Consider the following 22,655-nt stretch of genomic DNA (forward strand, 5'->3'; position numbering starts at 1 on the left):
GCGAGGCTTACGCCACCGGAAGCCGAAGACCCACATGCCGCACCGTTGTTGTCTCCCAGGCGGGTCGCACCTTCCTGCCGATACTTGATTGCACCGCAGGCCCGCAGAGGCCCGTCCATCACTAGAAAGGGTTCACCATGAAAGTCATTCTCCTCTGGCTCGCAGGGGTTCCGCTCGGGTTGATCATCCTGTTGAAGATCTTCGGCGTGTTCTGATCCCAGCTTCCACCAAAGATAAAGCCGCCCCGGTGCAAGCCGCGGCGGCTTTTCTCATGCGCGGCGCTCAGGGCAGGGTGCGGCGCTGCAGCTTCTCGAGCGTGGCCAGGTCGAGCAGGCTGGAGGCGGCCTTCACCTCGTCGAGGTTCATCCGGGTGCCGGTCACCTCGACCACCACGCCGTTGCGCAGGGTGGTGGTGTACTGGGCAGAGCTGCCGTCCTTGCGGAAATTCTCGTGCAGGGTCCGGCCGTTCTCCTGCCAGGTGCGTTCGGACACGCTGCTGTTCTCGCGCTCGCCCTGCACAGCGGCGCCGGCGGAGGCCATCAGTTTGCTCATCGCGCCGAGGTCGATCATCTCTATGCGCATCCGCTGCTCGCCGTTGGAATAGTCGGCGCGGGCGTTGCTGTTGACGCGGCCGGTGACCTGCCCTCCGTGCATCTCGATGGCGGTGCGCTGGAAGGCGCCCAGCGTCTCGGGCAGGGCCGCCTTCAGGGCCGGTGCCGGCACCGCGCCGGTGTCGGGGTCGCCGCCGGTGACGGGCGGCGTGCCCACCGTCGGCGCGGCGCCCTGCCCTGCCGCGGCGGCGCCCTGGCGTTCGCTGGCAGCTTCCATCCGCTGGGCCGCATCCGAGATCTTCTGCGACGCCGCCTCCAGGCTGGCGGCGTCCAGCCGCACCTTGCCGCCCGGCGTCTGCACCGTGATGTCGGCAGCCTCCATGCCGTGCGCGGTCAGCCGGGTCATGGCAGCCGACAGCAACAGGCCGACCACCGCGCCGGCCAGCACCAGCACCGCGGCGTAGGGCACGGTCTTCTGCGGCGCGCTGCGCATCACCGAGGGCAGACCGGCGAACACCACGTAGGCCGCGTACAGCACGGCCAGCAGCCAGAGCATCGACAGCGCCGGCACCAGCAGGAACACGCCGCCCACCAAGGCGGCGGCACTGCCGTACACCGCGATCTTCAAGGCGCTCTCCCGGTGCGCCCGGCCGCCGAAGGTCGGCGCCACCACGTGGGCCACCAGCGCCACCACCAGCACTCCCACCACCAGCATGCAGTAGGTGGCGGCCGCATGGACCAGCCCCTGCTCCCACGGCAGCCGGACGGTGACACCCGCAGCCTGGGCGCCGACGACCGACAGGCCTATGAAGCCGCAGATCGCCGGCACCAGGGCCAGCAGCAGGAGATGGCGGACGATGCGTGCGGAGCCGATCGGGGTGTCGTCGATGCGGCGCCAGGCGGTGCGGGGCTGCAGCAGCAGGTTCTGGATGCGGTGGATCAGGCTCATAGGGTAGGCAGGAAAGGCGCCGGCCGCACGTCTGTAGCGGCCGGGGGCTGGATGATGCGCGAACCGGGCGGCCGCACTGTGCAGCGCGGGTCGTTTTTTGTTTCAGGGCGTAGCCGATGGACGCGGCCGGATCGCCCCATTCTGCGCCGGAACCGCTTGCAGGCTTGCTGCATGCCGACTACCCGCTATTGTTTCGAGAGCAATCCGGCGGCACGAGGCCGCGGCGCAGAAGGTCGACTTCGGCATGCAGCGCAGCGGCCCAGGCCCGCCGGTCGCGGCCGGCCGCAGGGCCGGGAAGGCCGAAGTGCACGACGGCCACCAGCGGCGGGCCGGTCAGGGTGCGCCAGAGCGAGGCGACCAGCGTGTCGTCGTCCACGTAGGCCGCCAGGGCCGACGGCGCGCCGGTGGCCGCATCGAGGAAGCGGATGCCCACCGGCAGCGCGGGCACGTCGGTGGCGATCGCCGCCTGCAGCAGGTTGCCGTGGAACGGCAGCAGCACCTCGCCGTTGCCGGTGGTGCCTTCGGGGAACACCGTCACCACATGGCCGGCCGACAGGCTCTCGGCCATGTGGTGCACCACCCGCACCGCGTCGCGGCGCGAGGCGCGTTCGATGAACAGGGTGCCGGCCGCGGCGGCCACCACCCCGATCAGCGGCCAGCGCCGCACCTCAGCTTTGGCGACGAAGCGGCAGCTGCGCGCGGCCTGCACCGCCAGGATGTCGAGCCACGACGTATGGTTGGCCACCAGCAGCAGCGGGCCGCCGTCGGGCCGCCGGCCTTCCACCCGCAGGGCGACGTTGAGGATGGTCAGCATCCCGCGCGCCCAGTCCTCGATGCAAGCCTCGCGCTCGTCCGGGGTGAAGCCGGGGAAGTGTCGGCGGATCAGCCAAAGGCCGCGCGCGCCGTGCGCCGCGGCGCGCAGGATGCGCCAGCCGGCCTGCAGATGGCGGAGCGGGGACGTCATCGCGCGGCGGGCCGCGCCTGGCCGGGCGCGCTCACCGGCGGCATGGGCGGATCGCCGAACCCGCCACCGGCACAGCCGGCGCACGGCGGTCACCGGAGGTCGGGTGCCCCGCCGTCGCCCGGCCGCCCCGCAGCCCGGCGTCAGCCATGCCGCGCGTATGCGATCTGCCCGCCGACCAGCGTCCAGCGCACTTGCGCCGGCAGCTCGTAGCCGGAGAACGGCGTGTGCTTGCCCTGGCTGCGCAGCGTGTCGGCGCCGACCGTCCAGCGCGCGACCGGGTCGAAGATGCAGATGTCGGCCACGCCGCCGGGCGCCAGCCGGCCCAGGCTGGCCTGCAGCGTGCCCAGCGATCCGCCCAGCACGGCGGCGGGCGCGTGGGTCAGCACCGACAGCGCTCGCAGCAGGCCGGCATTGCCGCTGCCCGATTCGTCGGCCCATTTCACCGCCAGGCTCAGCAGCAGTTCCAGGCCGGTGGCGCCGGGCTCGGCCTCGGCGAAGGGCAGCGTCTTGGCGTCTTCGTCGACCGGGGTGTGGTCGGAGACGAGCACGTCGATCGTGCCGTCGGCCAGGCCGGCGCGGATCGCGTCGCGGTCGCGCTGCTGGCGCAGCGGCGGATTGAGGCGGGCGCGGCTGTCGAAGAAGCCGATGTCGGCGTCGGTCAGGTGCAGGGAGTTGATGCTGACGTCGGCCGTCACCCGCAGGCCCTCGGCCTTGGCGCGGCGCACCAGGTCGATCCCGGCGGCGCTGCTCAGGCGGCACAGATGGACCCGGGCGCCGGTGGATTTCAGCAGCTCGAAGATGGTGTGCAGCGCGATCGTCTCGGCCGCCACCGGCACGCCCGACAGGCCCAGCCGCGTCGCCAGCGGCCCGCTGGCGGCCACGCCCTTGCCCAGGTAGAGCTCCTGCGGCCGCAGCCAGACGGTGTAGCCGAAGGTGGCGGCGTACTGCAGCGCGCGCTGCAGCACCTGGGTGCTCTGCAGCGGCACTTCGGCCTGGCCGAAGCCGACGCAGCCGGATTCGGTCAGTTCGGCCATCTCGGTCAGCACCTCGCCGGCCAGGCCCCGGGTGAGCGCGCCCAGCGGGAAGAGGCGCGCGCGGTGCAGCTTCTCGGCGCGGAACTTCAGCATCTCGACCAGGCCGGGCTCGTCGAGCACCGGGTCGGTGTCGGGCGGGCAGACCAGGCCGGTCACGCCGCCGGCCACCGCCGCGGCCATCTCGGAATCGAGCATGCCCTCGTGCTCGTGGCCCGGCTCGCGCAGCCGCGCCGCCAGGTCGATCAGGCCCGGCACGACGATGCAGCCGGTCGCGTCGAGCGTGCGGTCGGGCACGAAGTCGGGCGCTATGTTTTCTATAGCTAGAAGCCGGCCGGCGGCAACGGCCAGCGGCACTTTTTTATCGAAACCGGTGGCCGGATCGATCACCCGGCCGTTCTGGATCAGGATGTTCATGCCTCATTCCCCGCGACGATGCTCATGACCGCCATGCGCACCGCGATGCCGAAGGTCACCTGCGGCAGGATCACGCTCTGCTGGCCGTCGACGACCGCCGAATCGATCTCCACGCCGCGGTTGATCGGGCCCGGGTGCATCACGATCGCGTCGGGCTTGGCCAGGCGCAGCTTCTCGGGCGTCAGGCCGAAGCTGCGGAAGTACTCCTGGCTCGACGGCAGCAGCGCGCCGCTCATCCGTTCGTTCTGGAGCCGCAGCATGATGACCACGTCGCAGCCCTGGATGCCCTCCTCCAGCGTGTGGAACACCTTCACCCCCATCTGCGCCATGTCGGCCGGCACCAGTGTGCGCGGGCCGACCACCCGCACTTCGGCGCAGCCGAGCGTGGTGAGGCCGTGGATGTCGGAGCGGGCCACGCGGGAGTGCAGCACGTCGCCGACGATCGCGACGGTGAGGTTGCTGAAGTCCTTCTTGTAGTGGCGGATCGTGTACATGTCGAGCAGCCCCTGGGTGGGGTGCGCATGCCGTCCGTCGCCGGCGTTGATCACGTGCACATGCGGCGCCACATGCTGGGCGATCAGGTAGGGCGCGCCCGATTCGCTGTGGCGCACCACGAAGATGTCGGCCGCCATCGCGCTCAGGTTGGCGATGGTGTCGAGCAGCGACTCGCCCTTGGTGGCCGAGCTGCGCGCGATGTCGAGGTTGAGCACGTCGGCCGACAGCCGCTTGGCCGCGATCTCGAAGGTGGTGCGGGTGCGGGTGCTGTTCTCGAAGAACAGGTTGAACACGCTCTTGCCGCGCAGCAGCGGCACCTTCTTGACCTCGCGGTCGTTCACGCTGACGAAGTTGGCCGCAGTGTCGAGGATGTGGGTGACGATGTCCTTCGGCAGCCCTTCGATCGACAGCAGGTGGACCAGCTCGCCGTTCTTGTTGAGTTGGGGATTGCGTTTGTAGAGCATGTCAGACGCTCTCCACCTGGAAGCTGAGGCGGCCGTCCGGGCCCTGCTCCAGCGCCAGTTGCTGGCTGCCCGGCAGCGCGACGCGGGCGGCGGCGAAGTCGGCCTGCACCGGCAGCTCGCGGCCGCCGCGGTCGACCAGCACCGCCAGCCTGACACTGGCCGGACGGCCGTAGTCGAACAGCTCGTTCAGTACCGCGCGGATCGTGCGGCCGGTGTAGAGCACGTCGTCGAGCAGGATCACGTCGGCGCCGTTCACGTCGAAGGGCAGCGTGGTCTGCGCGCTGGCGGCCAGGCCGCGCTGGGCGAAATCGTCGCGGTGCATCGCCGACGAGATGGTGCCGGCCGCGTCCGCCAGGCCCAGGTCCTGCTGCAGCCGGGCGGCCAGCCAGACACCGCCCGAGGCGATGCCGACCAGGCGGGTGCGCGGCGTGACCAGCCGTTGCAGGCCGCGCAGCAGCTCCTGGTAGAGCGCCTCGGCGTCGAGCACCAGGCTCTTGGCCGCGGTGGTGGCGGAGGATTCGGGAATCGTCATGGAAGGGTCCTCAGGAACTGTTCGAGGATGATGCAGGCCGAGGCGGCGTCGGCATCGCGCGCGCCGCCGGACAGTGCCTCGGTGGTGCTGTAGCGCTCGTCCACCTCGTAGACCGGCAGGCCGAAGCGGCCGTGCAGCTGGCGGGCGAACTTGCGGGCGCGGCGGGTGTTCTCGTGCGCCGCGCCGTCGGGATGGAAGGGCACGCCGACCACCAGCGCGTCGGGCTGCCATTCCGCGATCCGCTTGCCGATGGGTGCGAAGCGGGCGTCGCCCTCGGCGGCCACGGTGGCCTGGGGCGTGGCGGTCTTCAGCAGCCGGTTGCCCGAGGCGACGCCGGTGCGCTTCAGGCCGAAATCGAAGGCCAGGAAGCTCTGGAAGTGGGACGGGACGTCGGACACGGGGGACGGGGGTGGGCTCATCCAACGCACCTCGCCAACAACGCCTGCGCCCGGGCTGCACCTGCAGCGGCCACCGCGGAACCGACTTGTCGGGCCGCCAGTGGCGCCCCCGGTAGGGGGTCGGCGGCTGCACGCAGTGAGCAAGCCTGGGGGGGAGCCATTCAGGCATGCCCCGCGTCGGGGGAGATCATCCAGGCCTCGAGGCCGAGCAGCTTCAGCGCGCGGTCGTAGCGCTCGTCCACCGGCACGTCGAAGATCACCGACAGGTCGGCGCCGACGGTGAGCCAGGCGTTCTCGGCCAGTTCGCTCTCCAGCTGGCCCTCGCCCCAGGACGAGTAGCCGAGCGTCACCAGCACCCGGCGCGGGCCGGCGCCGGTGGAGAGCGCTTCCAGCACGTCCTTCGAGGTGGTCATCTCCAGGCCGCCGGGAATGGTCATCGTCGAGGCGTAGACCGACTCGTCCGCGTCGGGCACGTCGGCCCGCATCGCCTCGTGCAGCACGAAGCCGCGTTCGGTCTGGACCGGGCCGCCGTTGAAGACGGGCGTGTCGGAGAGGTCTTCGCGCCGCAGCGACAGATCGACCTTGTCGAACAGGCGGCGCAGGTTGATGTCGCTGGGCTTGTTGATCATCAGCCCCAGCGCGCCCTGGGGGCTGTGCTCGCAGAGATAGATCACGCTGCGGGCGAAGGACTCGTCCTCCATCCCGGGCATGGCAATCAGAAAGTGATGCGTCAGGTTGATGGGATCGGAGTCGGCTGCCATGCGGCGATTTTAAAGGCTCGCCCGCCGCCGCCCGGACGCCGCCGGACACAGCGGGTAACCGGCCGCACGTCGGAACCGGCGACAAACGCCATACCGGCGCGCGCCGCGCACTTGCCGCGCGGCGCTGTGCCGGTCCATATTCGCGGCGGCCGCGTGCCGGCCCCCTCCACCCACTCCGAACCATGCCCATGCAGCATTCCGATTCCCCGAAGTTCGACGCCGGCCTGGTCTGGTTCCGGCGCGACCTGCGCACCGACGACAACGCACCGCTCTACCATGCGCTGCGCAGCTGCCGCAGGGTGTACTGCTGCTTCGTCTTCGACACCGACATCCTCGACCCGCTGCCGCGCGCCGACCGCCGGGTGGAGTTCATCCAGGCCTCGCTGGTGGAACTCGACGCCGACCTCAGGCGCCTGGCAGAAGACCCGGCCGCCGGCCTGATCGTGCGGCATGCGAAGGCCGAGCACGACGTCGCGGTGCTGGCGAAGTCGCTCGGCGTGCAGGCGGTCTTCGCCGGGCAGGACGACGAGCCCGGCGCCCTGAACCGCGACGCGCAGGTGCTGGGTGCGCTGGCCAATGCCGGCATCGTGCTGCAGCTCTACAAGGACCATTCCATCTTCGCCCGCGACGAGGTGATGACCCAGGCGGGTACCCCCTTCGGCGTGTACACGCCGTACAAGAACGCGTGGCTGAAGAAGCTCGACGACTACCAGCTGAAGGCCTATCCGGTGGCCAAGTACGTGCGCGCGCTGGCCCCGCGGCCCGCGGCGCACCGGCATGCGGTGCCGACCCTGACCGCGCTGGGCTTCGAGGCCACCAACCTGTCGGAGCTGCAGATCCCGACCGGCGCCAGCGGCGCGCACAGCCTGTTCGAGGATTTCTTCGACCGCATCGACGACTACGGCCGCACCCGCGATTTCCCCGGCGCCAAGGGGCCGAGCTACCTCGGGGTGCACCTGCGCTTCGGCACCGTGTCGATCCGGCGGCTGGCCGCCACCGCGCACCAGCTCAGCCTGCACGGCAGCCAGGGCGCGGCGGTCTGGCTCAGCGAGCTGATCTGGCGCGATTTCTTCTTCCAGGTGATGCACCACTCGCCGCACGTCATCGGCCACGCCTACCGGCCCGAGTACGACGCGATCAAATGGGAGCACGGCAAGCAGGCCGACGCCGCCTTCGCCGCCTGGTGCGAGGGCCGCACCGGCTACCCGCTGGTCGATGCGGCGATGCTGCAGATCAACCGCACCGGCTACATGCACAACCGCCTGCGGATGGTGACGGCGGCCTTCCTGGTGAAGGACCTGGGCATCGACTGGCGCCGCGGCGAAGCCTACTTCGCGCTGCACCTCAACGACTTCGAACTCTCCAGCAACAACGGCAACTGGCAATGGGCCGCCTCCACCGGCTGCGACGCCCAGCCCTGGTTCCGCATCTTCAACCCGGTCACGCAGAGCCAGAAGTTCGATGCCGAGGGCAGGTTCATCCGCCGCTACCTGCCCCAGCTGGCGCGCCTGCCCAACGACCTGGTCCACATGCCCTGGCAGGCCAAGCCGGTCGACCTGGAAGCCGCAGGGCTGGCGCTCGGCAAGGACTACCCCCGACCCATCGTCGAGCACGCCCTGGCCCGCGAGAAGACGCTGGAGCGCTACGGCGCGGTGAAGAAGGCGCGGGCCTGAGCCCGGTGCGTCAGAGCGGGATCAGTTCGCGGACCCGGGCGCTCAGCAGGTCCATCGAGAACGGCTTGGCCAGCAGGTGCATGCCGGACGGCATTTCGCCCGACATGGCGCCTTCGGCATAGCCGGTGACGAAGAGCACCGGCAGCCCCGGCCGGTCGACCCGTGCCGCGTCGGCGATCTGGCGGCCGTTCATGCCGCCCGGCAGGCCGACGTCGGTGACCAGCAGGTCCACCCGCACGTCGGAGCGCAGGATCGACATCGCACCGTCGCCGTCGGCCGCGGCCAGCACGGTGTAGCCCTGGTCCTGCAACGCGTCGAGGATCAGCATCCGCACCGCACTCTCGTCGTCCACCACCAGCACCGTCTCGCCCTGCGCGCCGCGCGGCGTGGCCAGCGGCAACCGGGCTGCCTGCGGCGTCTCGTCCATCGCATGGCGTGGCAGGTAGATGCAGACAGAGGTGCCCAGGCCGGGCTCCGAGGCGATGCGCACTTCGCCGCCCGACTGCTTGGCGAAGCCGTAGACCATCGACAGGCCCAGGCCGGTTCCCATGCCGAGCGGCTTGGTGGTGAAGAAGGGCTCGAACACCCGCTGCACGACCTCGGGCGACATGCCGGACCCCGAGTCGGTCACGTCGAGCGCCACGTAGTCCCCCGCCACCATGCCGGATTCGGTGGCGACGGCGTCGGTCAGCGTCCGGTTGCAGGTCTTGACCAGCAAGTGGCCGCCGAAGGGCATGGCGTCCCGTGCGTTGATGCACAGGTTGAGCAGCGCGTTCTCGAGCTGGTGCGGATCGACCAGCGTCGACCACAGGCCGTCCTCCAGCGCGAGCGTGGTGCGGATCTCGGGGCCCACGGTGCGGCGGATCAGCTCTTCCATGCCCTGGACCAGGCGGTTGGCGCTGGTCGGCTTGGGATCGAGCGTCTGGCGCCGCGAGAAGGCCAGGAGCCGGTGGGTGAGCGCCGCGGCCCGCTCGGTCGCGCCGCGACCGATGTCGATGTAGCGGTCGAGGTCGGCATGCCGGCCCTGCGCCAGGCGCCGGCGCAGCAGGTCGAAGCTGCCGCTGATGCTGGCCAGCAGGTTGTTGAAATCGTGCGCCAGGCCGCCGGTGAGCTGGCCGACCGCCTCCATCTTCTGCGACTGGCGCAGGGCGTCTTCGGCGGTGGCGCGCAGGGCCAGCGCTTCGGCGATGCGGGTCTCGAGCAGCTCGTTGGCCTCGCGCACCGTGGTCTCGGCCCGCTTGCGGGCGGTGATCTCCACCGACGCGCCAGGAAACCGCAGCGGCCGCCCTTCGGCATCCCGCACCAGCCGGCCTCGCGCCGAGACCCAGCGCACCGCGCCGTCGGGCTGCACCACCCGGTAGTCGGACGCGTAGTCGCCGCCGTTGCCGAACAGCGCACGGAATTCGTCGCGGATCCGCGCCAGGTCGTCGGGGTGCACCGCCCGCAGGTATTCCTCGATCGGTGCGCCCGACTCGCCGCGCTCCGGGTCCACGCCATAGAAGCGGGCGAACCGGGCGTCGGCGTACAGCAGGTTGGAGGCCAGGTCCCAGTCCCAGATGCCCACCATGTCCGAGGCGCCCAACGCCAGATCGAGCCGCTCCTGGCTGAGCGCCAGCCGGCGCTCGGCCTCCTTGGTGCTGGTGATGTCGCGGGATACCGCCAGCAGCCGCTCGGGCAGGCCATCGCGGCCCAGGATCGGCGTGACCTGCACGTCCCAGAACCGCCGGCGGCCCTTGAGGGTGTTGGCGAAGTTCTGGAAGTGCCCTGCCCGCCCGGCCCGTGCCGCGGCGATGGCCGCCACCGCCGACAGGTTGCCCTCGTCCTCCCAGAAATCGGGCCAGGGGCAACCGCGCACCGCGGCGAAATCGTCGACCTCCATGACCGACTGGCCGCCCTCGCTCATGTAGACGAGCCGGCCGTCCAGGTCGAGCACCTTGATGCAGTCGCCCGACGAAGCGAGGACGCCGCGCATGAATTCCGACTCGAGCCGCTGCTGGTCGGCCGCCTCGCGCTGGGCGGTGAAGTCGCGCAGGATCTTCACGTAGCCGATGTGGGTTCCGTCCTCCGCCCGCAGGGGCATCAGCTCGCCGCTGGCCCAGAAGCGGCTGCCGTCCTGCCGCATGTGCCACCGTTCGTCGCTGGCGCGGCCGTCTCGCAGCGCGCACCGCATCTCGGTTCCCATCCGGTCAACCGCGCGGTCTTCGGGCAGGAAGATGCGGTCGGCGGTGTGGCCCAGCATCTCGGCTCGCGTCCAGTGCAGGACGTGCTCGGCGCCGGGATTCCAGTCGGTGACGATGCCCTGCACATCGGTCGCGATGACCGCGAAATCGACGGCACTGCGGACCATGGCCGCGCAACGCCGCGCATGCAGCAGGTCGTCGTCGGTCGGAGCGGGTACGGAAGGTGGTGTGGGCGGCATGGGGCGTGGGGCGCCCGGCACTCGCAAACGGGCTGACGCGGATTATCGGCGGGCAGGCGGATCGGCGTGTTGCGCAGATCGCACCGCCCGGCGGCCGGGTTCGCAGATGCGCCAGCCATGGACCGGCTGCACAGCCGCGTCCATCACCTGTCGTGGGTTGGGCCGAACGTGCGGTGGGCGGCGCCTGCGCCTTTCGTGCGCTCTTCGGTGCGCCGAAACGATTTGCTATTTATTTCATAGCTAGAAGCCGTCGTGCAACGCCGGCTTCAGCCCCGAATCGTCCAAAACCTCGTCCGCATCCGGAACGAGGCTGCGGCCGGACGTCCCACCGTCCGGCCCGCCGCCTCAGGCAGGGGTCGCCGCCAGGCAGTAGCGCCGCACCAGGCCCAGCAGCTCCTCTTCGGGATACGGCTTGCCGAGGTAGTGGTTCACGCCCAGCGCCATCGCATGCTCGCGGTGCTTGGCGGCGATGCGCGAGGTGATCATCACGATCGGCAGGTCGCGCAGATGGTCGTCGGCGCGGATGTTGCGCGCCAGGTCGAAGCCGTCCATGCGCGGCATTTCGATGTCCGACAGCACCAGCGACGGCCGCTCCTCCTGCAGGCGCTCCAGCGCCTGCAGCCCGTCGGCCGCCAGTGCGACACGGTAGCCTTCGCGGCGCAGCAGGCGCTGGGTGACGCGGCGCACGGTGATCGAATCGTCCACCACCAGCACCAGCGGCACCGCGCGGTTGGCCTCGGGCGCCAGGCCCGGAGCGGCCGGCTCCAGGCCTTCGACCTGTTGCACGGCCGCCGCTTCGCGCCGCTCCGCCAGCTGCGCCCGGACGCGTTCGCCGTGCACGCTGGCCAAGGCCACCGGGTTGTAGATCAGCACCACCGCGCCGGACGGCAGCACCGACATGCCCGAGAGGCCCGGCAGGCGCACCAGCTGCGGCCCCAGGTTCTTCACCACCACTTCCTGGTGGCCCAGCACTTCGTCGACGTGCAGCGCCAGGCGCTGCTGCGCACTGCGGAACACGATCACCGGGCGGGTGCGGGCCGGCGGCTCGTGGCTGGCGTCGGAGGAGCCGAGCAGCGCGCCGGTCCAGAAGAAGGGGACCGCCTCGCCGTCGTGGGCGAAGGTGTCGGACGCGTAGGCGCCGTCGAGCTCGGCCGGCGTCGCCCGCCGCACCACCTCCACCACGGTAGCCGGCACCGCGAACACGACGTTGCCGGCGCGCACCATCACCACCTGCGTCACCGCGGTGGTCAGCGGCAGGATCAGGCGGAACCGGGTGCCCTCGCCCTTCTGCGAGCGGATCTCGATGCGGCCGCCCGACGCCTGCACCTCGGTGCGCACCACGTCCATGCCGATGCCCCGGCCGGCCAGTTCGGTGATCTGCGTCGCGGTGCTGAAGCCCGGCTGGAAGATGAGTTGCGCGGCCTGCGCATCGTCGGGTTCGGGCAGCCCGTCCAGCAGCCCCAGCGTGCGGGCCTTGGCGCGGATGCGGTCGTGGTCCAGGCCCGCGCCGTCGTCGCGGAACTCCACCGCGACGTCGTTGCCTTCCTGGTGCAGGCCGATGGTGATCGTGCCGGTGGCCGGCTTGCCGGCGGCGGCACGGGTGGCCGCATCCTCGATGCCGTGCACCACCGCATTGCGCAGCAGATGCTCGAAGGCCGGCGCCAGGCGCTCCAGCACGCCGCGGTCCATCTCGACCGCGCCGCCGGTGATGTCGAGCGTGATCGGCTTGCCGGTTTCCTTGGCGGCCTGGCGTGCCACCGCATAGAGCCGGTCGGCGATGCCCTCGAACTCCACCATCCGGGTCCGCAGCAGGTCGCGCTGCAGCTCCCGGGCCTGGCGCCCCTGGGCGACCAGTTCGTCTTCGGTGCCCTGCATCGCGCGCTGTAGGTTGCGCTGCACCGTGGCCACGTCGTCGACCGACTCGGCCATCATCCGGGTCAGCTCCTGCACCCGGGTGAAGCGGTCGAATTCCAGCGGATCGAAGCCCGCCGCCGTGTCCTTGGCGAGCGCCAGGCGCGACTGCATCTGCGATTCGGCCTGCACCTCGATGTCCCGCAGCTCGCGCCGCAGGCGCTCCAGGTTGCCGGTCAGGTCGCCGAGCGAGCCCTGCATCTGCCCCAGGCGCGATTCGAGGCGCGAGCGGCTGATCATCACCTCGCCCGCCTGGTTCACCAAGCGGTCGAGCAGCGCCGAGCGCACCCGGACCGACGGGCCGGCCGCGCTGCGGGCCGCCGCAGCGATCGGTTGGCGGACCGGCACCGGCACGCCGCGGCCCGGCACCGCCACCGGTGCGGCGGGCGAAGCCTCGGGCGCGGCGGCCGGCTCTGCGGCCGGTGCCGCGTCGGGCACCGCGGGCTGGACCGGCGTGTCGGCATCGACATCGGCTCCGGCGCGGAGTTTCTCGAAATTGCTCCGCAGCGCATCGGCGTGCGCGAAGAGCGGCTCGATCGCGGACGCGTCGCTGACCTCGGGGCCGAGTTCGTCGATCTCGGTCTCGAAGCGGTGGGCCAGTTCGCCCAGTTGCATCGCACCGGCCAGCCGTGCGCTGCCCTTGAGGGTGTGCAGGGCCCGCAGCACTTCGGCGCGGGCCCGGTCGTTCTCGGGGCGGGCACCCCATTGGCGCAACGCGTTGCCCAACTGGGGCAGCAGCTCGAGCGCCTCTTCCTCGAAGATCGGGAACAGCTCGGTATCGACCACGTCGACCACGTCGATGTCGTCGCCGAGCGAAGCGCCGGCCCCGACCGAGCGGGCGATGGTGTCGTCGATGCGGCGCTGGGCCGCTTCTTCCGACTCGGGCTCGGCTTCGGCCGCGGGCGGAAGCGAGAAGCTCGCAGGCTCCGGCAGCGCCGCGGCATCGGGCTCGGCGGGCGCCTGCAGCACCGGCAGGTCGTCCTCGGCGGCGACGGAGGTGTCCGGCAGGTCTGCCGCGACCGCGGCATCGGGCACCGGCTCCTCTTCTGCACCGGCCTCCTCCCGCGCCGTCTCTGCCGTCTCTGCCGGCACCGACGGCTCGGCGACCGGCGGTGGCGGATCGGTGGCGACCTCGGTGTACGGTTCGGAGCCCGTGTCGGATTCGGCAGGGGCCTCGGCTTCGGCTTCGGCTTCCTCCGCGAGCATGCGGTCGGAATCGTCGTCGGCGACACGCAGGAAGCTGGCGGCCGACGGCACTTCGTCGGACTGGGAGTTGTCGCTGTCCAGGATCGCCTGCAAGGCGCGCATCAAACGCGGACGCGGCTCCTTCAGGAAACCGGCGGCGAACTGGTGCAGCAGGTGGCGAATATCTTCGGCCGCGTCGACGAAGACGCCGGCCTGGTGCACCGTGCCCTGGTCGTTGCGCGCATGCTGCAGCGCATGTTCGAGCAGCCGCGAAACCTTCGACAGCGCCTCGAACCCCACGGTGGCCGAACTGCCGGCCAGCGAATGGGCGAGTTGCTCGGCACTCTCGGGCAGGCGGCGGTGCAGTTCCAGCGACCACTCGCCGAGCGTCGTCAGCAGGCGGCGCGACCACTCGTCGGCCTCGTTGAGGTAGACGTTGTAGAGCGGAATCGGGATCCGCAGCGTCTCGATGACCTTGACGTCGTCTTCCGCATCCAGGCCCATGACGATGTCGTCGAGGACCGGCAGCGCGGCGACGGGGATATCGGCACCGGGGACATCCGGGGTGTCGTCTTGCGCCCCGGCGTCCGCCGAGGGCGCGTCGGCGTCCTCGATCGCAGCCTCTGCAGCGATCGGCTCGGCGGATGCCTGGTCGAGCGGCGTCGCCTCGACGACCGGCACCGCATCCGGCTCGGCCGGCGCCAGCGCGTCGGCGGCGCCTGGGTCGAGCGTCGGCGCGGCGACGGATGCCGGGACCGGCTCCTCGGCCGGTGTCGCATCGGCGAGGGTGAACTCGTCCGACAGCGTCGGCAACGTGTCGTCGGCGTTCGGATGCGACGGCTCGGCGGACGCCTGCGCCGGCAGGTCGTAGACCGGTGCGGAGCCGAATTCGCCAGCCGGGGCATCCGCAGCGACTTCGGCGGGCTGCACCGGTTCGGCGGTCGTCGGCGACTTCCGGTCCGACTCGGTCAGGGCGGCGGTGAACTCCGCGAAGTCGACTTCGTCGATCTGGAGGTTCTGGGTATCGGGCGGGACCTCCGGCATCGCGGCGGCATCGACCGGGTCTTCCAGCAGGAAGGGCTGCGCGGCCGAATCGCCCGCGGCCGGTGCACGGTAGTCGTCGGGCGTGAACAGGCTCACGGCGTCGGCGTTCGCATCGTCCGGCGGAGCGTCGAAGCTGAGGTGCGCCGCGTCGAGCAGCGGCTGCGGCTCGACCGCTTCCGGCACAGGGTCCGCTTCCACGGGAGCCTCGTCCGGCCCGTCGTCTTCCGACATGACGGTGTCGGCCCACTCCTCTTCCGAGGCGTCGCTGACTTCGTAGCCCTGTGGATCGACCGCTTCGGGCACCACCGACAGGGCCGTCGGCACCTCCCCGCCCGGCACCAGCAGCGGCACGCTCGCGCCGCCCAGCCGCAGCGCGTCGGCCGCGGCCACGAAGGGCTCGGGCGACCAGGCGGCATCCTGGTCGTTCTCGATGTCCCGGGCCCAGCGGCCGAACGCTTCCAGCGCGCGGCGCGCCATCACACGGTGGCTCTCGGGCATCGGCAGCTGCTCGGCCAGCCAGGCGTTGAACACCTGCTCCATCGCCCAGGCGGCTTCGCCGAAGCGGTCGAGCTGGACCATCCGCGAACTGCCCTTGAGGGTATGGAACGCCCGGCGCAGCGTCGTCTGCTCGCTCAGGTCGCCCGGGTGGCCGTCGAGGTTCGAGACCGACTCGAGGCCGTTGGCGATCACTTCGCGTGCTTCCTCCAGGAAGATCTCGCGCAGTTCGGCGTCGTCGTCTTCCGGCGTGGGGGCCGGAGCCGGTGCGGGCGCGGCGACCGGCGCCTGTTGCGCCGGGGCGGCAGCTGCCACGGGAGCGGCCGCAGCCGCGATGGCCGTCGCCGGCGCGGCCGCAGGCGTCTCGACCGTTGGCGGCACGGAATCCTGCAGCACGGGTTCGTTTTCTGCGGGTACCACGGCCGGCAGCGGCACCGGATGGCGGTTGTCGGCTGCGGGCGTGGGGGCGTCGTCGCTCGCGCGCACCCGGCTGCGGCCCATGACGATGCGCAGTTCGCCACGCTGTTCGTCGTAGACGAAGAGGCGCCGCGCCAGCGTCGGCTGGTAGCCCAGCATGTCGATCAGGAAACTCAGGGCGCCCAGGCTGTTGCCCAGCCGGTCGAACACCGCCGTGCGGGCGATCGGCTCGGCCGGATCGCCCATCAGCAGGCGTTCCACGCATTCGCGCATGCGGATCACCGCCTGGGACGCCTGGTCGAGGCCCAGCACCGACAGCACGCCGCGCATCTGCGCCAGATGCCCCGGCACCGCGGTGAGTGGCCCCACGTCGTTCGGTGCGCGGAAGAACTGGTCGAGCGACTGCTCGGCTTCGCGCAGGGTGATGCGCAGCTCTTCCACCACGCTGCCCATGGTCTGGCGGTCGCTGACCCGGCGGTACAGCGCTTCCATCCACTCCTCGAGCGGCTCCGGCGATGCCGCGCCGCGGGCACGGTCCAGGCGGCCGGCCAGCAGGCCTGCGCGCTCGGCCATCACGCTGTCGGGCGTGTCGAGCTCCTCGTAGGCCGCCTGCAGGTAGAGGATCGAGGTGGCGACTTCCATCGCCAGCGCGGTGGCCGGTGGCTCTCCGCTGCGGGCGGTGGACTCGAGTGCCTGCGTCAGCGCATGGGCGAGCGGTGCGCTTTGCGGATGAAGGCGGCGCAGCGAATCGGCCACCAGGTTGAACTGGTCGGCGGCCGCCTTGAGCTTCTGCCGGTCGCCGCCGGCCAGGGCCGACCAGGTCTCGGCCGCCGCGGCGATGCGCTTGCGCGCCTGCCCGAGCAGCACCGGGTCGAAGCGGCCGAAACGGCGCACGTCGTAGTTGATCGGCTCGACCTTCTGCATGCGGAAGGCCGAACGCACCGCGGCCAGGGCCGGCGCGTCGGCCGACTCGGCTCCCTGCGCCTGCGCGCAGAAGAAGAGCATGTCCTGCAGCAGCCGGTCGTTGACCGTCTGGTCGCCCTTGGCGAAGGCCGAGTACTGCATCAGCACCCGGGACGCCACCCGCTTGGAATGCGCATCGCGCGGCAGCAGGTCGAGGCCCAGGGCCTCGAAGAACCCGGCCGAGATGCGCCAGAACACCTGGGCCTGGCCCGGCCCGTGGGCGACGGCGAAGCGCTGCGACAGGTCCGACAGGCGCCGTGCGGCCGCCACATCGCCGCTCTTGACGACGCTCAGGACCGCCTGGTCGAGCTGCGCGCGGGCCGCGGCGCCGTAGGCCAGCGGCTCGGGCGCGCCGACCACCGCAGGCTCGGCGGAGCGGCGCTCTGCGGGCCACAGGTCGGCCGGATGGGCACGGTCGGCGCCGGCCAAGGCCTGCACCTCGCGGTACTGCGGAAACAGGCCGACGGCCGGATAGTGCTTGCCGGCCAGCACCGTGTCGAGGAACTCGCCGACCGCGAAACCGGCCCGCTCGATCGTCGCCACGGCGGGCTCGTCGCAGGCCGCAGGATTCTGCAAGAACTTGTTGACGCTCGCCTCCATCGAGCGGACGACCACCGCGGTCGGCTCCATCCCGACCATCTCCAGCGCACCGGACACCTGGTGCAGTTGCTGCCGCGCGACGCGCAAGGCGCCGGTGTCGAGCAGGTCCGGGTCCGAGTGGCCCGCGGCTTCGGCTTCGCGGACGAAGCGGCGCAGCGACTTGACCGCGCCTTCGAGCCCGCGCCGCAGTTCTGCAGCAACCCAGGCCAGCGGCCCCAGGTCGCGTTCGTGGAGGCCTGTGTCGGCGGCGTCTGGGAATTGCATGGGCGGCGTCTGCAGGTTGCGGCGATGGAGAAAAGCGAGGAACTCAGGCGATCTTGAAACGCGCCACGGACTCGCGCAGGTCTTCCGCCATGCGGGAGAGTTCGCGCACCTGCTGGGCGGTGGTGCGGGTGCCTTCGCCGGTCTGTTCCGTCACCGCGAAGATGTGCTGGATGTTGTCGGCCACCACGTTGGCCAGTTCGGCCTCGCGGGAGGTGGAGGACGATATCTGCTCGATCAGGTCGGCCAGTCGGCGCGACACGCGGTCGATCTCGGTCAGCGCGGTACCGGCGCTGTCGGACAGCCGGGCACCGTCGACCACGCCCTGGGTGGAACGCTCCATGGCGGCCACCGCGTCCTGGGTGTCGGTCTGAATCGCGCGCACCAGCGCCGAGATTTGACGCGTCGCGTCGCCGGAGCGCTCTGCCAGTCGCTGCACTTCTTCGGCCACCACCGAGAAGCCGCGGCCGGCTTCACCGGCCGATGCGGCCTGGATGGCGGCGTTGAGCGCCAGCACGTTGGTCTGCTCGGTAATGTCCGAGATCAGCTCGGTGATTTCGCCGATCTCCTGCGAGGATTCGCCCAGGCGCTTGATCCGCTTGGAGGTGTCCTGGATCTGGTCGCGGATCGCGTTCATGCCGCCGATCGCGTTCTGCACCGCCTGCAGGCCCGAGTCGGCGGCTTCCAGCGACTGGCGCGCCACCGCGGCGGACTCTTGTGCCTGGGACGACACGCCGTTGATGCGCGACGCCATGTCGAGCACCGAGCGGCCGGTTTCGCGGATCTCGCGTAGCTGCTCGGTCGAGGCGGCGAGCAGCTCGGTCGATGTGCTGTCCACCTGCGCCGTCGTCTGGGCCACCCGGGTGACCGTGTTCTGCACGTTGCCGACCAGCAGCCGGAGTTCTTCGACCGTGTAGTTCACCGAGTCGGCGATGGCGCCGGTGATGTCCTCGGTCACCGTGGCTTCCTGGGTCAGGTCGCCCTCGGCCACCGTCTGCAATTCGTTCATCAGCCGAAGAATGGCGGCCTGGTTGGCGTCGTTGACCCGCTTGGATTCGAGCTGGGCGCGCTCGGCTTCGTACTGCTGGGTCTCGGCTTCCTGGCGCTGCGACTCGGCAGCGCTCTGGCGGCTGCGGCTGTCGAGCAGCAGCACCCGCGCCAGGCCGAAGGCGGCAGCCAGCACGATCAGGGCGATGACGGCCATGGCCAGCACGGTGACGAGGCTCAGGCGGGCATCCTGCGACAGGCGCTGCTGCAGCACTTCAAGGCCCCGGCGCAGCGGCTCGCTGTCGGCGATGATGGCGGTCTGGGCTTCGCGGGCCGACACCAGGCCCTGCAGGTTGCCCAGGATGGCGCCGGCTTCGACGCGGGTCTTCTCGTACAGGGCCAGCAGGCCCTGGAGCTGTTCGCGCACCTGCGGATCGCGGGCGGCGCTCAGGCGCAGTTCGGGGCTGCCGTCGAGCAGGCCCTGGGTGATTTCACGGAAGGAGTTCAAGTCCTTGCCGAGCAGGAACACCGCCTCCGGGCTCACGCCTTCCGACGTCTGGAATTCGTTGGCCGACTTGCCGATCCGCTGCGTCAGCATCACCAGCTGGCCGGCGGCCGACAGGTCGCCGGACGATGCGTTCTGCTGCAGCTTCAGGGCCGACACCGTCTCCGCGATCTCGAGCAGGTCGGACGACTGGCGGTTGATGGTGCGCAGTGCGGCGCCCACCTGGGTCAGGATCTTTTCCTGGCCCAGCACGACCTTGGCGTTGCGCTCGGCGCGCTCGATCAGCGGCGCCACTTCGCGGAACTCGGCCCGGTAGGCGGACGACAGTTCGGCGATCCGCATGCCGTCGTCGCCCACGTCGAGCGCCTTCGCGGTGCGGCTCAGCACCTCGGAGCTTTCCGCCACGTCGGGGAAGGCCTGCGGGCTGCCGATGATGGCCTGGGTGACCGACTTGGCCAGCCGCTGCGACTGCATCAGTGCCTGGCCGGTGGCGGCGAGCTGCTGCGCGCTTCGGTTGGCCTGGGTCAGCGAGGTGGCGGCCAGACCGGCGAGGGCCAGCAGGCCGACGCCCAGGATCGTGTAGAGCACCCGCTGGTGGCGGTTGATGGTGGCCCGGCCGAGCACCGGCAGCGCCACCAGCTCGGAATCCTCGAAAACCGCCTTGCCGCCACCGTCGTTGCCCTTGGCCGGCTCTGCCGCCGCGCCGGCGGGCGCCGCCGACGGGCTCACGTAGTGGGTGGAGATGGCCACGGTGTCGGGCTCCGGCTCCCGCGCAGGCAGGCCCTGCGCCGCAGTTCCGGCGCCGGGAGCGCCGTCCGGCGTCGCCGGGTTGCGGGAGAAGATTTTTCCGAATTGGTCGGCGACAGACATGGTGGGACCCTGAAAAGAACAATCAACTGCTGATGCTGAGGAAGAACGGATGCTGTGCCAGCACCTGCAGGTCGACTTCCTGCCAGGCACCGCCCTGCGCGTCGACATACACATGGCCGAGCCATGCCGGCCCGCCCTCGGCGGGCGGACGCACCGAGACGAAGGCTTCCCCACCGCGCAGGCCGGCGAGCTTGTCGACGACCAGTGCGCACTGCACGTCCAGCGCGGCGTTGAAGGACAGCAGGCTGGCCTCTCCGGTGAGCGCGTCGGCGCGCTGGCCGGAGGCGGACAGCGCTCCCGCATCGGCCGGCTGGCCGTCGGCCGGCGTGCCGGCGGCACCCTGCTCGGCGGCGAACCGGATGAAATCGACCACGCCGCAGAGACCGCCGCGCAGGTTGGCGACGCCCAGGAACCACGGCTGGGTGTAGGGCACCGGCTGCACCGGCGTCCAGGGGAAGATCTCGCCCGCCTGGCTCAGCGGGAACAGGTAGCTCTGTCCGCCGGCCTCGGCGGCCAGCCAGGCGACCGATGCGCCTTCGGTGCGCGCCGCCTGGAGCCGCGCGGCCAGCCGGGTCTGCAGATCACGCAGCGTCTGACGATTGGACATGGCGGCAGCGGGTTCAGCCCAGGGCGGCGATGGTGGCCTGCAGTTCGGCCGGGTCGACGGGCTTGGTCAGATACCCGCGGGCGCCCTGGCGCATGCCCCAGACCTTGTCGGTCTCCTGGTTCTTGCTGGTGCACATGACGATCGGCACGTCGGCGTAGAGCGGGTCGCGGCTGATCGCCCGGGTCAGCTGGAAGCCGTTCTGGCCGGGCATCACCACGTCCATCAGGATCATGTCGGGCTTCTCGGCGGCGAGGCTGCGGAAGGCCTCTTCGGCGTTCTCGGCGGTGCGCACCTGGAAGCCGCCCTTTTGCAGGAGCGTGGAGAGAAAGAGGAGTTCGGTCTTGGAGTCGTCCACGACCAGAACCTTGTGGATAGGCATTTAGATCGCCCCTTCGAAAGCGTGGCCGAACTGCTGCACCGCGATGAGCAGTTGGTCCTTGGTGAATGGTTTGGTGAGGTAGTCCTGGCAACCGACCATGCGGCCGCGCGCCTTGTCGAATACACCGTCCTTGGAAGACAGCATGACGACAGGCGTACGTGCGAAGCGCGCATTGCGCTTGATGATCGCGCAGGTCTGGTAGCCGTCGAGCTTCGGCATCAGGATGTCGCAGAAGATCAGCTGGGGCTGGTAGTCGTTGACCTTGGCGAGCGCGTCGAAACCGTCGTCCGCCAACAGAACCTCGTGGCCGCCCTGCTTGAGAAAGATTTCCGCGCTGCGGCGGATGGTGTTGCTGTCGTCCACCACCAACACCTTGCAGCTTTTTGGGCTGTTGCTCACGAGGCCGCTCCCTGGGTTGTTTTTCAGGTCGGACGGCCCACGGGCATGCGGGCTATCCGGTAATCAAATCTGGACCATTTCGAAGTCTTCCTTGCGCGCACCGCATTCCGGACATGTCCAGTTCATCGGTACTTGGTCCCACGGGGTGCCGGCAGCGATGCCGTCCTCGGGAACGCCGGCGGATTCGTCGTAAATCCACCCGCATATCAGACACATCCAAGTTTTAGGGTCAGTCATCAGCTTAAGGGGCCTTCTAATAATGTGTCAACGATTGTATCGAGTCGGTCCCCGTCACTGTAGCCGCTGCAAGACGGAGCCGGGCGGAGAGGGCGTTGCACAATGGGCACTCGCACCGCCGGCGTCCACCGCCGGGGCTTCTTCTGCTTTCGATCGCCGACCATGAACCAGCCCACACCCGACGTCCCCGAAGAAGCAGAACTGGCGGAAGACGAAGCGCCCGCCTGCGTGATGGTGTTCAACGCCAGCGACCCGAGCGGGGCCGGCGGCCTGGCGGCCGACGCGGTCACCGTCGCCTCGGTCGGCGGCCACGCGCTGACCGTCGCCACCGGCGCCTACGCCCGCGACAGCGCCCGCATCTTCGACCACTTCGCGCTCGACGAGGAGGCGGTGGCTGAGCAGGCGCGCGCGGTGCTGGAGGACATCGAGGTCGACGTGATCAAGGTCGGCTTCGTGGGCACGCCCGAGAACGTCAGCACCATCGCCGAGATCGCGGCCGACTACGAGGACATTCCGCTGGTCGCCTACATGCCCGACCTCTCCTGGTGGGCCGAGGACGACATCGAGGCCTACCTCGACGCGTTCCGCGAACTGCTGCTGCCCCAGACCACGCTGCTGGTGGGCAACCACAGCACCCTCTGGCGCTGGCTGCTGCCCGACTGGTCGCACACCCGCAGCCCCACGCCCCGCGACATCGCCAAGGCCGCGGCCGAGACCGGGGTGCCCTACACCCTGGTGACCGGCGTGCCGCTGCCCGAGCAGTTCGTCGAGAACGTGCTGGTCTCGCCGCAGGCGGTGCTGGGCAGCGGCAAGTTCGAGCTGTTCGACGCGGTGTTCTCCGGCGCGGGCGACACCCTCTCGGCCGCGCTGGCCGCCCTGCTCGCCAACGGCAAGGACCTGGGCGAGGCGACCAGCGAGGCGCTGCACTACCTCGACCGCTGCCTGGACGCGGGCTTTCGCCCCGGCATGGGCAACGTGCTGCCCGACCGCATGTTCTGGGCGCAGGGCGACCCCGACGACGACGAGCACGACGAAGACGACGAGATCGACCCCGCCGTGGCGGACCCGGAACGCCAGGCCCTCGAAGGCTTCGTGATGCCGCCCCGCGACACCCAACACTAGACCACCCGACCCGCAGACC

The 22,655-nt window shown here is 70.6% G+C and carries 16 protein-coding genes; 2 read left to right on the forward strand and 14 right to left on the reverse strand.

Features of this window, described 5'->3' with window-relative positions; genetic code table 11:
- Positions 1 to 282: 282 nt before the first annotated feature.
- From ASE76_RS04140 to ASE76_RS04170, 7 genes are all read right to left on the reverse strand, one after another.
- Positions 283 to 1,500 carry a Yip1 family protein gene (locus ASE76_RS04140; RefSeq protein ID WP_055834993.1) on the reverse strand — a complete coding sequence of 406 codons (1,218 nt, stop codon included), beginning with the start codon at positions 1,498 to 1,500 and terminating at the stop codon, positions 283 to 285.
- Positions 1,501 to 1,678: 178 nt separating this feature from the next.
- Positions 1,679 to 2,464, reverse strand: a complete 786-nt coding sequence (locus ASE76_RS04145) for a 1-acyl-sn-glycerol-3-phosphate acyltransferase (protein ID WP_055834995.1) — start codon at positions 2,462 to 2,464, stop codon at positions 1,679 to 1,681.
- A gap of 140 nt (positions 2,465 to 2,604) precedes the next feature.
- Positions 2,605 to 3,912 carry a dihydroorotase gene (locus tag ASE76_RS04150; RefSeq protein WP_055834997.1) on the reverse strand — a complete coding sequence of 436 codons (1,308 nt, stop codon included), beginning with the start codon at positions 3,910 to 3,912 and terminating at the stop codon, positions 2,605 to 2,607.
- On the reverse strand, positions 3,909 to 4,871 hold the full coding sequence (locus tag ASE76_RS04155; protein ID WP_055835000.1) for an aspartate carbamoyltransferase catalytic subunit: 963 nt from the start codon (positions 4,869 to 4,871) through the stop codon (positions 3,909 to 3,911). Before ASE76_RS04155 ends, ASE76_RS04150 begins: the two co-directional genes overlap by 4 nt.
- Before the next feature lies 1 nt (position 4,872).
- Positions 4,873 to 5,403, reverse strand: coding sequence for a bifunctional pyr operon transcriptional regulator/uracil phosphoribosyltransferase PyrR (gene pyrR / locus ASE76_RS04160; RefSeq protein WP_055835003.1), 531 nt, complete (start codon positions 5,401 to 5,403; stop codon positions 4,873 to 4,875).
- The gene (gene ruvX / locus ASE76_RS04165) at positions 5,400 to 5,822 is read right to left on the reverse strand and encodes a Holliday junction resolvase RuvX (protein WP_055835006.1); all 423 of its coding nucleotides are present in this window, start codon (positions 5,820 to 5,822) and stop codon (positions 5,400 to 5,402) included. The genes pyrR and ruvX overlap by 4 nt, the downstream gene beginning before the upstream one ends.
- A 140-nt stretch (positions 5,823 to 5,962) precedes the next feature.
- A complete protein-coding gene (locus tag ASE76_RS04170; RefSeq protein WP_055835009.1) occupies positions 5,963 to 6,562 on the reverse strand; it encodes a YqgE/AlgH family protein in 600 nt (199 codons plus the stop codon).
- 182 nt (positions 6,563 to 6,744) lie between these two features.
- Here ASE76_RS04170 and ASE76_RS04175 point away from each other — a divergent pair, with 182 nt between their 5' ends.
- A complete protein-coding gene (locus tag ASE76_RS04175; protein ID WP_055835011.1) occupies positions 6,745 to 8,235 on the forward strand; it encodes a deoxyribodipyrimidine photo-lyase in 1,491 nt (496 codons plus the stop codon).
- 10 nt (positions 8,236 to 8,245) lie between these two features.
- On the opposite strand, the gene ASE76_RS04180 is transcribed toward ASE76_RS04175, so the two are convergent.
- The 7 genes from ASE76_RS04180 to ASE76_RS19870 form a co-directional block, all read right to left on the reverse strand.
- Positions 8,246 to 10,654 carry a PAS domain-containing protein gene (locus ASE76_RS04180; RefSeq protein ID WP_082447900.1) on the reverse strand — a complete coding sequence of 803 codons (2,409 nt, stop codon included), beginning with the start codon at positions 10,652 to 10,654 and terminating at the stop codon, positions 8,246 to 8,248.
- Between the two features lie 345 nt (positions 10,655 to 10,999).
- A complete protein-coding gene (locus ASE76_RS04185; protein ID WP_055835017.1) occupies positions 11,000 to 17,533 on the reverse strand; it encodes an Hpt domain-containing protein in 6,534 nt (2,177 codons plus the stop codon).
- Between the two features lie 43 nt (positions 17,534 to 17,576).
- Positions 17,577 to 19,892 (reverse strand): methyl-accepting chemotaxis protein, encoded by a 2,316-nt coding sequence (locus ASE76_RS04190; protein WP_055835020.1) that lies wholly within the window; start codon positions 19,890 to 19,892, stop codon positions 17,577 to 17,579.
- Between the two features lie 22 nt (positions 19,893 to 19,914).
- Complete coding sequence (locus ASE76_RS04195; protein ID WP_055835022.1) at positions 19,915 to 20,499, reverse strand: chemotaxis protein CheW; 585 nt, start codon at positions 20,497 to 20,499, stop codon at positions 19,915 to 19,917.
- 13 nt (positions 20,500 to 20,512) lie between these two features.
- Positions 20,513 to 20,878 (reverse strand): response regulator transcription factor, encoded by a 366-nt coding sequence (locus tag ASE76_RS04200; RefSeq protein ID WP_055835025.1) that lies wholly within the window; start codon positions 20,876 to 20,878, stop codon positions 20,513 to 20,515.
- Positions 20,879 to 21,277, reverse strand: a complete 399-nt coding sequence (locus tag ASE76_RS04205; protein WP_055835028.1) for a PleD family two-component system response regulator — start codon at positions 21,275 to 21,277, stop codon at positions 20,879 to 20,881.
- A 63-nt stretch (positions 21,278 to 21,340) separates the two neighbouring features.
- Positions 21,341 to 21,514 carry a rubredoxin gene (locus ASE76_RS19870; RefSeq protein ID WP_082447910.1) on the reverse strand — a complete coding sequence of 58 codons (174 nt, stop codon included), beginning with the start codon at positions 21,512 to 21,514 and terminating at the stop codon, positions 21,341 to 21,343.
- 162 nt (positions 21,515 to 21,676) lie between these two features.
- On the opposite strand from ASE76_RS19870, the gene ASE76_RS04210 reads away from it, so the two are divergent.
- Positions 21,677 to 22,636: a bifunctional hydroxymethylpyrimidine kinase/phosphomethylpyrimidine kinase gene (locus ASE76_RS04210; protein ID WP_055835031.1), complete on the forward strand. Its 960-nt coding sequence runs from the start codon at positions 21,677 to 21,679 to the stop codon at positions 22,634 to 22,636.
- The last annotated feature ends 19 nt before the right edge of the window (positions 22,637 to 22,655 follow it).

It is taken from the genome of Xylophilus sp. Leaf220, assembly GCF_001421705.1.
Classification (GTDB): domain Bacteria; phylum Pseudomonadota; class Gammaproteobacteria; order Burkholderiales; family Burkholderiaceae_C; genus Xylophilus.

Excerpts from the sequence above, each read along its gene's own strand:
- ruvX (WP_055835006.1), bottom strand. The coding sequence starts at position 5,822 with ATGAGCCCACCCCCGTCCCCCGTGTCCGACGTCCCGTCCCACTTCCAG.
- ASE76_RS04150 (WP_055834997.1), bottom strand. The coding sequence starts at position 3,912 with ATGAACATCCTGATCCAGAACGGCCGGGTGATCGATCCGGCCACCGGT.
- ASE76_RS04145 (WP_055834995.1), bottom strand. The coding sequence starts at position 2,464 with ATGACGTCCCCGCTCCGCCATCTGCAGGCCGGCTGGCGCATCCTGCGC.
- ASE76_RS19870 (WP_082447910.1), bottom strand. The coding sequence starts at position 21,514 with ATGACTGACCCTAAAACTTGGATGTGTCTGATATGCGGGTGGATTTAC.
- ASE76_RS04155 (WP_055835000.1), bottom strand. The coding sequence starts at position 4,871 with ATGCTCTACAAACGCAATCCCCAACTCAACAAGAACGGCGAGCTGGTC.
- ASE76_RS04180 (WP_082447900.1), bottom strand. The coding sequence starts at position 10,654 with ATGCCGCCCACACCACCTTCCGTACCCGCTCCGACCGACGACGACCTG.
- ASE76_RS04195 (WP_055835022.1), bottom strand. The coding sequence starts at position 20,499 with ATGTCCAATCGTCAGACGCTGCGTGATCTGCAGACCCGGCTGGCCGCG.
- ASE76_RS04210 (WP_055835031.1), top strand. The coding sequence starts at position 21,677 with ATGAACCAGCCCACACCCGACGTCCCCGAAGAAGCAGAACTGGCGGAA.
- pyrR (WP_055835003.1), bottom strand. The coding sequence starts at position 5,403 with ATGACGATTCCCGAATCCTCCGCCACCACCGCGGCCAAGAGCCTGGTG.
- ASE76_RS04190 (WP_055835020.1), bottom strand. The coding sequence starts at position 19,892 with ATGTCTGTCGCCGACCAATTCGGAAAAATCTTCTCCCGCAACCCGGCG.
- ASE76_RS04170 (WP_055835009.1), bottom strand. The coding sequence starts at position 6,562 with ATGGCAGCCGACTCCGATCCCATCAACCTGACGCATCACTTTCTGATT.
- ASE76_RS04140 (WP_055834993.1), bottom strand. The coding sequence starts at position 1,500 with ATGAGCCTGATCCACCGCATCCAGAACCTGCTGCTGCAGCCCCGCACC.
- ASE76_RS04175 (WP_055835011.1), top strand. The coding sequence starts at position 6,745 with ATGCCCATGCAGCATTCCGATTCCCCGAAGTTCGACGCCGGCCTGGTC.
- ASE76_RS04200 (WP_055835025.1), bottom strand. The coding sequence starts at position 20,878 with ATGCCTATCCACAAGGTTCTGGTCGTGGACGACTCCAAGACCGAACTC.
- ASE76_RS04185 (WP_055835017.1), bottom strand. The coding sequence starts at position 17,533 with ATGCAATTCCCAGACGCCGCCGACACAGGCCTCCACGAACGCGACCTG.